We start from the raw sequence: 12,333 nt of genomic DNA, 5'->3' as shown, positions 1-12,333 counted from the left end.
GTGCGCGCGCGAAGATGCGCCGCATGACTTATGTGCCTTACGCCAACATCGCCATTGGATGGTCTGCCGCCTTCGGCCGGTGTGACGTGCGTGTGGCCGCGCGCGGCAATGGCCGTGGTTCCGTGGTGATTGATCGCACTCCCGCCAGCACATTTCTGATTGCCATGGGTTCTTTCCGCCGGGCACGGGCGGATGACCGCATCCCCGGCACGCTCAATGGTGTTGCTTCCGGCGGCCTCACAGCAAAACGGGGCTGGCCGGGGGATGTGCTGCTTGGTGATGGACAGCAGACTGGCTGCCGTCTGTGGCTGCTGGAGGATGCCAAGCAGACAGAGGCGACCCGGCAGGCTGCCATCCGGTATCTGGATGAATCAATCGGCCAGATTGCCAGTGATCATGGGCATGACTACACGGTATCGGCTGCATGGACCGCACGCGGTCGCTTGCAGGTGACCGCCACGGCCCTCGGCACGGTTGTATCAACCCCCGTGGCGGTGGGAACTGGCTCATGACGCTGGCCATCCCCACACCGACCGAACTGGCGGAACGTTTCTGCACCTATCTGGATGGTCGGTCATTCACGGCAGACGATGGTTCTGTTGTGACGCTGGACGGGCGGGCGGCGAACACCTTCGAGAACGTGCTGGCGGCCGTACATGCCATGGGACTGTATGAGCTTTATCTGACCGTGCGCCAGCTCGCCCGAGAGATGTTCATCCAGACCGCAACGCTTGATGGCCTGCTGCCCATGCACGCGGATACATGGGGGGTGAAGCGTAACGGGGCCACACAGGCCTCTGGCTATGCGGTTTTCAACGCCGCCACAAGCACGGCCGATGTGGTTGTTCCTGCTGGCACACAACTGACGACCGATGGCTCAGCTACATGGAGCACGATAGCGGCGGCAACGGTGCCTGCGGGTTCTACGTCCACCAGTATCGCAGTTATGGCGGCCGCGTCCGGCGCGGCGGGCAATCTGGCGGCGAACACAAAGCTCACTTTGGTGTCCACCGTTGCGGGCATCAGCAGTGTGAGTGTTGACGTGTCAGGCATAGCCGGGGGCGCTGATATCGAGGATGTGGAGGCGTGGCGTTCGCGCATTCTGCTGCGGGTGCGCAAGCGCTCGGCCACCGGCACACGGGCGCAGTATGAGGAACTGGCGACCGATAGTGGTGCGGCCTATGTAAATGTGGTGGGAGGCTGGCTGGGCAATAATACAGCCGGGATTATCGTGCTGATGTCCGGCCCTACCGTACCGACGGCTGGCAAGATTGCCGCCATTCAGGCGTATGTCGATGCCAACAGGCCGGTCAGAGCCAATGTGACGGTGGTGCCTGGCGTTATTGTGCCACAGAATCTGACGATCTCGCTCAACCCGGATACGCAGAGTGCGCGCACGCTGGTTCAGGCGGCTGTGACATCCTACTACGCCAGCGTCGAGATGGGCGGCTGGCTCTATGTATCCGCCCTTTCAGATGCGATTTCGACGGTCGCGGGAGAAACCAGCCACTTTATTTCAGCACCCACGCAGGACACGCAGCTTGCTGCCAATCAGGTTGCGGCCCTCGGGACGATTACGTGGGGTAATGTGGTATGAGCCGGACGGCCGAACAGGTGCTGTCTGCACGCCTTGATGCGCTGATCCCGCGCGGCTTCGCATGGCCTGCGGATGAGAGCAGCAATGTGGCCGGGTATCTCTATCCCGGTTCCGGGATGATAGCGGACGCGGAAGCGTTTCTGGATGCTCTGAAGCTGGAGATCAATCCCGGCACGGCAACGCGGCTGCTGGACGATTACGAGCAGACCCTCGGGCCTGACCCGTGCGGGCGCGATGCGCTGGCACTTACGACCGTCATGCGGCAATCGCTCGCCCATCAGCGCTGGGTGGGCATTGGCGACAACACGCTGGCATCGTTCATCCAGATGGCGGCAGCGCTGGGCGTGACCGTCGAGATTGATGAACCTTACCCGCCGGTATGCGGCACGGTGATCTGCGGGGTGGAGGTCTGCGGTAACGAGGCCCTGCTGCTGGACTGGGTCGTACGTGTGGTGGCGGGCGCTGAAAATCTGGAACCGAATGCTGCGATCTGCGGGACCGGGTTGGCTGGTGCTTCGCTCTGTGGGTCCGTTCTGGTGCCGGTTATTTCTGACCTTGTACGGAGACTGTACTGCCCGATGGCCGCGCAGAGCCCCATTGATACCAACCTCATTGTCATAGATCAGGAGATCGGCTGATGGTCGATTACACAGCCGCCAGCGGCTACAAGACCGACGGTTCGGGCAGGCGGCAGTATGTCGATCGCAACGATGCTAACGGTGTGCAGGGCACGTACCTGATTGCAGATGACCGGAACATGGATCGCAATGAGTTGGTGAATGCGGTTCGGGCGGCTGGCATGACGCTAGACGGTCAAAACCATGAGCAACTGGCATTGGCTATTCAGGTGCTCGGTAACATTCATCCCTGGTCAAAGGCATTGTCTGATGCGGTGGGTGGCTACTGGCTCGGTGCTCTGGTCGTGGACGGTAACGGCGTCTACTGGACGTCCACCGTAGGTGCCAACAAGACAGTGCCCGGCACAACCGGTGCAAAATGGAAAAGCCTGTTCGACGGCCTACCCCAACTGTCGGGCGGGAATAACCTGAGCGGAACGCAGACGGTTACGAATGGCAACATCACATCCAATACGCTGAACGGCAGCACGGCAGCGGGGCAACTCTGCTGGGGCGGTTCCGCCGGGGGGCAGATACTCGGGCGCGGAACGGCCGGAACGAACGGGCCAGTCGGGGCCTATCTCTACCCCATTGAGGTTGTGGGTTCGTTCGTGGGGGGTAGGATACAGGTTCAGGGATACGGACAGCGTGCAGACGTTGATTTCCGGTTGCTGGGTTCCGGGGCCGCTGTAATGCTGTTCGGGGGGAATCAGGTTGCCTATCTGACGGACGTTGCGAGCGCAGTCTCTGCAGAAGCAAAGCTGCGGTCTAACGCCGATACAACGCTGCAAACAAACATCACCACCGAGATTGCACGAGCAGAGGGTGTGGAGAGCACCCTGCAGGGCAATATTACTGCTGAATCGACTGCCCGCGCGGCAGCAGATACAGCGCTACAGAGCGGCAAACTGAGCCGGGGCGGTGATACGACCACTGGCATATACACTGCCACCAACTGGGCAGCGGTGTCCGCCACCACCAGTACGGTAAATGGTGTTGTTGGTAACTGGGGTGGATACCTAACGAGCCGCATTACCGGACGGGACGTTACAACGTCGATTTTCTCGTGGGAAAATGTAGGACAGGATCAGGGCGCAACAATACAGATTGCAGGTTATGGTCTGGACGTGCGTTACACGTTCCCAAAATCTGGGCGCCTGTCGTCACCAGCAGGCACGATGGCCGTCACAGCCGACCTGCCATTTTCAGACCCGACTATAAAAGCGCAGGTTTTCACCGGGAAGACCGGCGTCAACACGCTACCGACCGCGTTTAGCTCTATTATCGGTATCAACCTGACGCCCATTCTATCGGGTACCCCCTCAGATGAATGGTTCATCGCCGGAGCCTCAGCAAACGATGGTAAATCCATCACTATATACGGCTCTACTTACAATTTTTACATCACGGTCTACGGGAGATATTGATATGGCCACGGCACTAGATGCGATTAAATCCACCTACCCGGCACAGTATTATGGTGTAGTCGCCTCTGGCGGCACCAGCCTTTCTGCAGTCTACGATGTTTGGACTGCAACAGATTTGCGCGGCGCTACCATTAATGTGCTCGGCCTCGTGGCCGCGTCTGCAATGGCACCTCTGACCGACGCTCAGTGGACGTTAGCTCAGGTGGCATCAGTGTCTGGTCTCCTGACGGTGCCTGTCAGCGGTCTGGTTGTCCAATATCCCGACCGGTTCTACTGCGACAAAAATGCACCCTGCGCCGTGTACGATATGTGGGCGTTCTCATCCCCGCCGAGCGTGCCAGCCATCGGTGATCTCTATGCCATTACTGCATCCGAATATGCAGACCGGCAAACTAACTACCGGGAGCAGTATTATGACACTGCCACTGGAAAGTTGGCCGACTACGTGGCTCCCGTTGTCGTTGCTACTCTGACAGAGCAGGCGACCGCTGCGCTCTCTACCGCCCGCACTTATGTCAGTAACAACTATACCATGCTGAATGAGACTACACCGGATGCGTGGGTAACGTATCTCAAGGGCTTGATGGCCATTGCCAACGGCACAGATACCACCAGCACGGCGCTGCCGGGTGTGCCGATGGCCAGCAATACGGCATCGGCCTGACATGGACACTCTGGCGCTCATAAACGCGCTGGCGGCCCCGGCAGGCGCTATCGGCTCAGGTGTGGTCGGCTGGTATAGTAAGGTCGTTTACGACCGGGCTCAGACCAGAAAGGATGCCCTGAACGCCGGGCAACAGGCGTTGACACTGCTGGATCAGGCCAGCGGGCGGGATCGCCTGTTTAACGAGTTGTTGAGCAGCACGATGGAGCGCCTGAAGCGGTTACTGCATCTGCGCTGGCAGATGGATGATCTGCTTGCGGATGTTTACGCGCAGGCGATATCCGCCCGCATGCTGGTGCACGAGTTGGATGCTAAGGCTGGCAGACCACCACGCGTGTTTGTGCCGCTGCCTGCCTATCCATCTTCCGCCAGTGATGAGCCCGCAGAACAGGAAAAACAGAAGGATACCCCGCTACAGCCGGACGCGGCGACAGTGGCGGGGGACAGGCTGCGCTAACAGCCTAGCCGGGTGCGTCAACACCCACGGATAACCGCCCCGCCGACCCCTGCAGGGGCGGGGTCTATATGGACAGAAAACCTCATGGAGTCGAATCTCAGGCCAGTCGAGCCTGTCAAACCTGTGGCCCCTTACCTTGGCGGCAAGCTGCGTCTGGCGGCCCAGATCATCAAGAGACTGCGGACAATCCCGCATACAGCCTATGTCGAGCCATTTGTGGGCATGGGCGGCGTGTTCCTGCGCCGTCCGTTTAGTGTAGAATGTGAGGTGGTCAATGATCTCAATAGGGATGTGGCGACTCTGTTTCGGGTGCTGCAATGGCACTATGTGCCGTTGATGGACATCCTGCGCTGGCAGCTCACAACACGAGCTGATTTCGAGCGTCTGGTGAGCGCCAACCCTGACAGCCTGACCGATCTGCACCGTGCGGCTCGCTTCCTGTATCTTCAGCGCACGGCATTTGGCGGCAAGGTTAGCGGTCGAAATTTCGGGGTGTCGCTGCGGCGGGCACGTTTCGATGTTCAGCAGCTTGGCGGGATGCTGGAAGACGTGCATGCCCGGCTGAGCCGCGTGGTGATCGAGTGTTTGCCTTGGCAGGACGTGCTGCGCCGCTATGATAGTGAGAAGACGCTGTTCTATCTTGACCCACCGTATTGGGGGAACGAGCGGGACTACAATGCTGCGTTTTCTCGGGATCAGTTTACTGAGATGGCTGAGCGTCTGGCAGCCATTAAAGGGCGGTTCGTGCTGTCGCTGAATGACCGGCCGGAAGTGCGCGAGGTGTTCGCTGCGTTCAGCATCGAGGCCGTGAAGGTCAACTACTCGGTGAGTGGCAAGGCTTCCGGCCGAGGGGTGCGTGGAGAGGTTTTAATCGCCAATTAAAAGGTGTTTTACGCCCCGCTTAGAATCATTTTCCCGGCAACGGGAGAATGATTTTTAGGGTTCCAAATTATATGGCTGACGGTTCCAAATCATTCGGCCCGCTACACTGCCTTATGGCAGAGGGATAAAACAATTCCAAACCATACAAGACAATTTACAGAAATACGTCATGGATTAACACTATCAGCTTTAATACTTTTTATGGCAGCCTTTTTCCCATTCTGGGCCAATGCTCAAACCACAACACCAGAGCAGATGACCCTGAATTTTTATAAAAAATATATGATCCAATGTGCCAAAGATTTTGGTCCCCCTTCCGGGAACATAAATCGTGATTATTTCTGCAATATAGATATTCAGAAATATATCACAAAATCATTATACGAAAAAATTATGCGCTCGCAGCGCGCTCAACCGATTGGGGATTTACTGCCCGATACAGATCCAAATTACTTGGGAGATTCAGATTACTTTACGCACACTCAGGATTTTGCCGCTGAGTGGGCCTCTCTCATATCAGTCAAAAAAATCAGGGGAGACAATAATCAAGCCGTTGTCCGCGTTTTTATGGCGTCTTCAGGACCGGTCAATAACGCACTTGCCGTATGCGTAAGGCTACAGCGCGACAAAAATAGCTGGAAAATTAATCTGGTTGATCTTGCCCCTGAGAACCTCCTCCCCAGTTGCACAGATAACTGACCGCCTCCGCACAGGCTGATCAGCAAACCGGGGCGGACAGGATTTTCCCGCCGCCCCCGATCATGCTTAGAGTTCGCCAGTCAGGAACTGGGCGCGGCCGAGGCCGAAGCTCCAGTGTTCATCGGCGTTCTGGATGATAGACACCATCAGATCAGCCGGAGCCAGACCGCAGCTCTGTTCGAGCTTTTCAGCCAGCAGGCGATAGAACGCCGCAATCTGCTCCTTGGAGCGCGGGCGGGAAACAACCTGTAGCAGCACAACCTTATCGGTACGCGGAATATCCAGCCCCGTATCCTCAATAATCATGTGCGATGCTTCATGCTCGGAAACAAGCTGGTAGCGGTCGCGCTCAGGCACGCCAAAGGCTTCGAGCATGGCAGCGTGTGCGGTATCCAGAAGCGTTCTGGTTTCAGCCGGTGTGCGGCTACCCTTGATAATATGGAAATGCAGCAAAGGCATAGGATTGTCCCTTTTCTAGCAGAAATACGAAAAACAGTGTGTCTGTCAGGCAACCGCGCTGATCAGGTTGCGGACTGTCGCCACCATGTCGCGCAGCTCCTGCGCGGTGGAAATGAAGGGAGGCCCAAAGGAAATAGTGTCTGCCGTGCAGCGCAGGAGTTGGCCCTGCTGCAACCCGGCTTCAAAAATCGCCAGCCCCCGTGCTCCCGGTTTGCCTTCCGCTGGTTTGAGGTCAATGGCCGCTGTCAGGCCGATATTGCGGATGTCGGCCACAACGGGCAGATCCGACAGGGTATGAATGCTTTCTTCCAGCACAGGTTCCAGCGCCCGCACCTGTGCGAACAGGTCTTCGCGCTCCATGACATCCAGCACCACATTCCCAACGGCAGCCGCCAGCGGATGGCCTGAATAGGTATAACCGTGGCAGAACTCTATGGCGCTTTCCGGCCCGGTCATGAACGTATTGTAAATCTCGTCACTAACGATCACACCGCCCATAGGCACGATACCGTTCGTAACGGCCTTGGCAAAGCAGATCATATCCGGGGTTACGCCAAAGCGCTGGGCACCGAACGCGGCCCCCATGCGGCCAAAACCCGTAATGACTTCGTCAAAAATCAGTAGAATGCCATGCCGTGTGCAGATTTCGCGCAGGCGCTGCAGATAACCGACCGGCGGCACCAGAACCCCTGTAGACCCCTGCACCGGCTCAACGATAACGGCGGCGATGGTCGAGGCATCATGCAGGGCCACGAGGCGTTCGAGGTCGTCCGCCATTTCGGCACCCCATGCGGGCTGTCCGCGTGAAAACGCCATCTGCTCCGGCACGTAAGGATGGCGCAGGTGATCAACCCCCGGCATCATGCCTGCCGCAAACATTTTACGGTTGGAGACAATCCCGCCCACCGACATGCCGCCAAACCCGACACCATGATACCCGCGCTCACGCCCGATCATGCGAAAGCGGTTACCCTCCGCACGGATACGGTGATAGCCAAGTGCGACCTTCAGCGCGGTATCAACTGCCTCGGAACCCGAATTGGCAAAGAACACATGGTTCATGCCATCGGGTGCCATAGTCGCAATCCGCTGGGCCAGTTGCAGCGCACCGGGATGCGTAAGCTGGAAGCTGGGGGCGAAATCGAGCGTTTCCACCTGTGTCTTGACCGCTTCGGCAATCAGCGGATGCGCATGCCCGAGCGGCGTACACCACAGGCCGGATAGCGTATCAAACAGCCTGTTGCCTTCAAGCGTTTTATAATAAGCGCCTTCGGCCCCCACCATCGTACGGGGGGCAGGGTTAGCGCTCAGACGGCGGTTAGCGGTAAAAGGCTGCCAGTACGTGCCCTCACGAGCGGTGGCCATGGGGTCAAAATTGCCTGTAGCGTGCGACATGGTAAAAAATCCTGTCTTTGTGGCCGTCCGATCCGGGGCGGTTCATAACCAACCGTAACAATTTGCCGGTCGGTGGGATATGTACAGACACCCCCAACTATGGCGCATCTGTACATATCGAGCCAGACAGTATGACGCGGCAAGAACACGTAGATTTACCGCACTGTTTAATCCACCATACCGGAGGCCACAGCCGCAGAGGGCGTGGCCGTATTTTTCAGGCAGAATCCAAAAAGGGTTATAAAGAAAGGCAGAATGGCAAGCCCTGTACTGATGAGCGCTGAAAGTCCCGTGATAATCACGAAATTAACCAGAATAATGTACAGCACCGCCACCAAAACCACAGATGCCATAACCGGCAGCCACACCGTTTTGAGTGTCTGCCCACGCGCCAGATCTGGTCTGGTCTGAAAAAACCTGACCACTGCAAGCGATGTCATGATCATCAGCAGAATAATACCCACTGTTGAAATCCCAGCCATGGAACCAAAAACGCTAATCAGCGGGTCTGCGCCTGACCATGCGGCCAGCCCTACCAGTACAACCGCCATAGCTGTCTGCGACAGCGATGCCGCATGGGGGGAGGCATGGTGATCATGCGTGCGGGCCAGAAAGCCCGGCAGAATGGTCTCACGCCCGAGAACCAGAAAATAACGCGCAATAATATTATGAAAGGACAGCAGGCAGGCAAACAGGCTTGTCAGTAGCAGAACCTGCATAATTTCACGCACTGTACCACCCGCATAGCGCCCGGCAGTTTCCAGCACCATGTTGCCACCGTTGTCCAGATATGTGCGGGCAATGGCCGTAACAGACTCCGTTCCCCACGCCTCAATCATGCACCAGCAGGAAAACGCATAGAAAAAACCAATAATCAACACTGCCCCATAGGTCGCACGGGGAATGGTTTTTTCCGGCTCGCGGGCTTCATCCCGAAAAATGGCCGTGGCCTCAAAACCCAGAAACCCGGTAATGGCGAACAGCAACGCCACCGCAAACGGGCCGGATGCAACAGGCGCACTCCCTGCCGGGGCCGCCACAGGCACGGGATGCCACACAATGGCGGCATTCATGATCAAAACAACCCCGATTTCCAGAACAAGAGCAATCCCCAACACGCGGGAGCTGAGTTCGATATGCCGGTATCCCAGCAAGCCCACCAAGGTCAGAGCAACCAGCGCATAAGCCCACCAAGGAAGTGCCGGGCCACCCCACTGGCGCACGGCATCATCCATCGCCCAGCCAAAAAAGCCATACACACCAAGCTGGATAGCCGTGTAAGTCAGCAATGCCAGAAACGCGCTACCCCGCCCGGCCCGCGCGCCCAGCCCCTCACGCACATAGGTAAAAAATGCCCCTGCCTGCGTGATATACGGTGTCATGGTTACAAACCCGACGGAAAACAGCAAAAGCACGAACGAGGCTGCCGCAAAACCAGTCCATGCCAGCGCCCCGTTACCCTGCGCGATGGCCAGTGGCACATTGCCACTCACCACTGTCAGCGGTGCGGCGGCGGCCATCACCATGAAAATGATTTCCGCAACACCCAGATTGCCCGAAAGGCGTCCGTGTTCCTTCCCGCCCTCACACGGGGCGGCAGAATGGTTCGTGCTCATGGGGTATCCTTTTCAAAAGCGGCGACCAGGCTCTGATAGGAAGCGGGGCGCCTGTCCTGCAGATAGGGGTTCGCATGCTGGGCGCGGGCGACAACCTGCGCCGATACATCGGCCGTAATCAGCCCCGTGCCCTGCTCAATCCGGGCAAGAACGGTGGCATCGGGTGCGACAATCTGGCTGTTGCCGACATAGTGTGTCTGGCCTTCCTGCCCATCATGGTTGATGTAGGCGATATAGATCTGGTTTTCCCATGCGCGGGTGCGGATGACCTCGCGGGCAACGAATGTGAACGGCTCCATCTGGGCGGTGGGCACCAGCAGCAGTTCGCACCCTGCCAGAGCGGTGGCGCGCACATATTCGGGAAACTCCACATCGTAACAGATCATGCTGGCAACACGCATACCCTGAAAGGAAACAACTTCAGGCTGGGCGGAGCCGGGCAGGAAAAACGCCCTGTCCAGCGCCCCGAACAGATGCTGCTTGCGGTAATGCAGCACAGTGTGGCCTTGGGCATCCACCAGTGTTGCAGCGTTATACAGCCCCTGCGGCGTGTGCTCGGCATAGCCTGCCAGAATGGCCACGCCATGCGCCGCCGCCATGGCCCGGATGGCGGGCAACGGGTCAAAACGGGCCAGATCGCGCAGGCTTTCGCCAATATCATAGCCAGTCACGAACAGTTCGGGCGTTACAAGAAGCTGGACATTGTCCTGACGGGCACGGACCACCGCCTGCCCCAGTTCGGTCAGGTTTGCGTCCACCCTGCCGGGCGTGCCTGCGGTCTGGAGGCCGGCTATACGCATGAACGTGTCATCCTGTTTCTATATCAAAACAATCAGGCCACTATAGGCTCCACGATGCGGAACTCAATGCCCGCAAACACCACAACCCCGACCACAAGGGAGTGAAGGCACGCGCACCACGCCATGGCGGGCGGAAAGCCGTTTATGATATGTACAGAAACGCCATAATCTGAAAGAATCTGTACTGGTGTCCACCCCGCCTGCTTTTGGAAATTTTTCCGCTGCCTCGTCCATTCATCTGGATAGCTCGCTCCCCACACCTCTGGTGGCGCAGCTTGCCGCACGCCTGAGCGCGCTGGTCAGAAACGGGGATATTCCCGCAGGCGAACGCGTTCCCTCCATCCGTCACATGGCACGCCTGTGCAAGGTCAGCCCGCTGACCGTGGCCAATGCCTATACCCGGCTGGTGGAAGCCGGCGTGCTCGTGGCCCATGCACGGGGCGGCTATTTTGCAGCACGCATGGCCCCGCCTCCCCGGCCAGACCCCGGCGAGGGAGACCCTCTCTGGCTGCTCCAGCATGCGTATGAGACTACGGCCCCCACCATAAAAGCCGGATGCGGTTGGCTGTCGGAGCAGTATCGCTACTCCCTGTCCGTGCGCCGTGCGCTGGAAAGGCTGGCCCGTTCGGATTTACTGCCCACTTTTCTGGATTATGGAAACCCGGCGGGTTTTCCCGCATTGCGGCTGGCCATACGCCAGCTTCTGGCCCGGCGGAACATTCCCTGCCCCGAAAACGGTATCGTGCTGACCCACGGCGCCTCGCAGGGGCTGGAACTGGCCCTGCGCGCCTGCACCAAACCGGGCGATACAGTGCTGGTCGATGACCCCGGCTACTGTAATCTCTACCCCCTGCTGCACATGCTGGGCCTGCGCGCGCAGGGGGTACCCCGCACGAAGGAAGGGGTCGATATTGCCGCACTGGAAGAGCGGTTGGCCGATACGCCCGCCGCCGTCATGGTGACAACCTCCGTGCTGCACAATCCGACGGGTGTCTGCGCCACAGCGGCCAATATAACGGCGCTCTATGCGCTGGCCTGCCGATATGGGCTGCATGTGATCGAGGACAACATCTTTCTCGACCTCGCCCCCCAGACCCAGCCCTGCCTGGCCCGGATTGATACCGAGGAACGGGTTGTGCATGTCAGCAGCTTTTCCAAAACCATAACGCCCGGCCTACGTGTAGGGTATGTGCGCTGCGCACCCGACCTGGCTCGCCGGATCATGGAATATAAAATGGCGGTGGGGCTGACCTCATCCTCCCTCAACGAAGCGCTGGTCTGCTCCATTCTGCAAGGCGGATTCTACCAGTCACATCTGGCAGACCTGCGTGAAGGACTGTTCAAAGCCCAGAAAACCACCATTGCCGCCCTGCTCAAAGCCGGGCTGGCCCTGTATGCCCAGCCTTCGGGCGGGATGTTTGTCTGGGCGCGCTTTCCGGGCGACAAACCGGCCCGCGCCATCATGCGCCGTGCGGCACAGGCCGATATCCTGCTGGCACCGGGCAGCCTGTTCCGCCCCGATGGGCAGGATACGCCGTGGTTCCGCTTCAATGTCACTCAATGTGATAGCCCTGCCCTGCTGAACTTTCTGCACACCGAGGCCCATAGCGGTTTCTGAACGGAAGCCACTGGCCTGCCCCTGCGTTATGCAACAGAACGGGCTATGGGGCGCGCCTGTCATGCTGCCCACGATACGCGCCCCACAGATGCCAAGGAGGCT

13 protein-coding genes are annotated in these 12,333 nt (G+C 58.5%); 9 read left to right on the top strand and 4 right to left on the bottom strand.

Translation table 11 applies throughout. The features are described from left to right. Positions 1-23 precede the first annotated feature (23 nt). From J2D75_RS08435 to J2D75_RS08400, 8 genes are all read left to right on the top strand, one after another. Entirely contained in the window at positions 24-512 is a 489-nt protein-coding gene (locus tag J2D75_RS08435) for a phage GP46 family protein (RefSeq protein ID WP_207854332.1), read from the top strand. Next, positions 509-1,597: a baseplate J/gp47 family protein gene (locus J2D75_RS08430; RefSeq protein WP_207854331.1), complete on the top strand. Its 1,089-nt coding sequence runs from the start codon at positions 509-511 to the stop codon at positions 1,595-1,597. The genes J2D75_RS08435 and J2D75_RS08430 overlap by 4 nt, the downstream gene beginning before the upstream one ends. After that, complete coding sequence (locus tag J2D75_RS08425) at positions 1,594-2,235, top strand: putative phage tail protein (protein ID WP_207854330.1); 642 nt, start codon at positions 1,594-1,596, stop codon at positions 2,233-2,235. Before J2D75_RS08430 ends, J2D75_RS08425 begins: the two co-directional genes overlap by 4 nt. After that, positions 2,235-3,641, top strand: a complete 1,407-nt coding sequence (locus J2D75_RS08420) for a hypothetical protein (RefSeq protein WP_207854329.1) — start codon at positions 2,235-2,237, stop codon at positions 3,639-3,641. The genes J2D75_RS08425 and J2D75_RS08420 overlap by 1 nt, the downstream gene beginning before the upstream one ends. Positions 3,642-3,852: 211 nt before the next feature. Next, positions 3,853-4,305: a hypothetical protein gene (locus tag J2D75_RS08415; RefSeq protein ID WP_207854328.1), complete on the top strand. Its 453-nt coding sequence runs from the start codon at positions 3,853-3,855 to the stop codon at positions 4,303-4,305. 1 nt (position 4,306) lies between these two features. Further along, positions 4,307-4,762: a hypothetical protein gene (locus tag J2D75_RS08410; RefSeq protein WP_207854327.1), complete on the top strand. Its 456-nt coding sequence runs from the start codon at positions 4,307-4,309 to the stop codon at positions 4,760-4,762. Positions 4,763-4,846: 84 nt separating this feature from the next. Continuing rightward, entirely contained in the window at positions 4,847-5,644 is a 798-nt protein-coding gene (locus J2D75_RS08405) for a DNA adenine methylase (protein ID WP_207854326.1), read from the top strand. A gap of 201 nt (positions 5,645-5,845) precedes the next feature. Beyond that, a complete protein-coding gene (locus J2D75_RS08400; protein WP_207854325.1) occupies positions 5,846-6,343 on the top strand; it encodes a DUF3828 domain-containing protein in 498 nt (165 codons plus the stop codon). A gap of 66 nt (positions 6,344-6,409) precedes the next feature. Here the strand turns inward: J2D75_RS08400 and J2D75_RS08395 are convergent, their stop codons facing one another. From J2D75_RS08395 to J2D75_RS08380, 4 genes are all read right to left on the bottom strand, one after another. Then, positions 6,410-6,802, bottom strand: coding sequence for a tautomerase family protein (locus J2D75_RS08395; RefSeq protein WP_207854324.1), 393 nt, complete (start codon positions 6,800-6,802; stop codon positions 6,410-6,412). Positions 6,803-6,847: 45 nt separating this feature from the next. Then, complete coding sequence (locus J2D75_RS08390) at positions 6,848-8,197, bottom strand: aspartate aminotransferase family protein (RefSeq protein ID WP_207854323.1); 1,350 nt, start codon at positions 8,195-8,197, stop codon at positions 6,848-6,850. A 167-nt stretch (positions 8,198-8,364) separates the two neighbouring features. Continuing rightward, positions 8,365-9,813 (bottom strand): APC family permease, encoded by a 1,449-nt coding sequence (locus tag J2D75_RS08385; protein WP_207854322.1) that lies wholly within the window; start codon positions 9,811-9,813, stop codon positions 8,365-8,367. Next, complete coding sequence (locus tag J2D75_RS08380; RefSeq protein WP_207854321.1) at positions 9,810-10,613, bottom strand: carbon-nitrogen hydrolase family protein; 804 nt, start codon at positions 10,611-10,613, stop codon at positions 9,810-9,812. The genes J2D75_RS08385 and J2D75_RS08380 overlap by 4 nt, the downstream gene beginning before the upstream one ends. A gap of 187 nt (positions 10,614-10,800) precedes the next feature. Here J2D75_RS08380 and J2D75_RS08375 point away from each other — a divergent pair, with 187 nt between their 5' ends. Continuing rightward, positions 10,801-12,231 carry an aminotransferase-like domain-containing protein gene (locus J2D75_RS08375; protein WP_265782971.1) on the top strand — a complete coding sequence of 477 codons (1,431 nt, stop codon included), beginning with the start codon at positions 10,801-10,803 and terminating at the stop codon, positions 12,229-12,231. The last annotated feature ends 102 nt before the right edge of the window (positions 12,232-12,333 follow it).

The organism is Acetobacter suratthaniensis (assembly GCF_017377745.1).
Classification (GTDB): domain Bacteria; phylum Pseudomonadota; class Alphaproteobacteria; order Acetobacterales; family Acetobacteraceae; genus Acetobacter; species Acetobacter suratthaniensis.
This window is presented reverse-complemented; position numbering and strand designations above follow the sequence as displayed.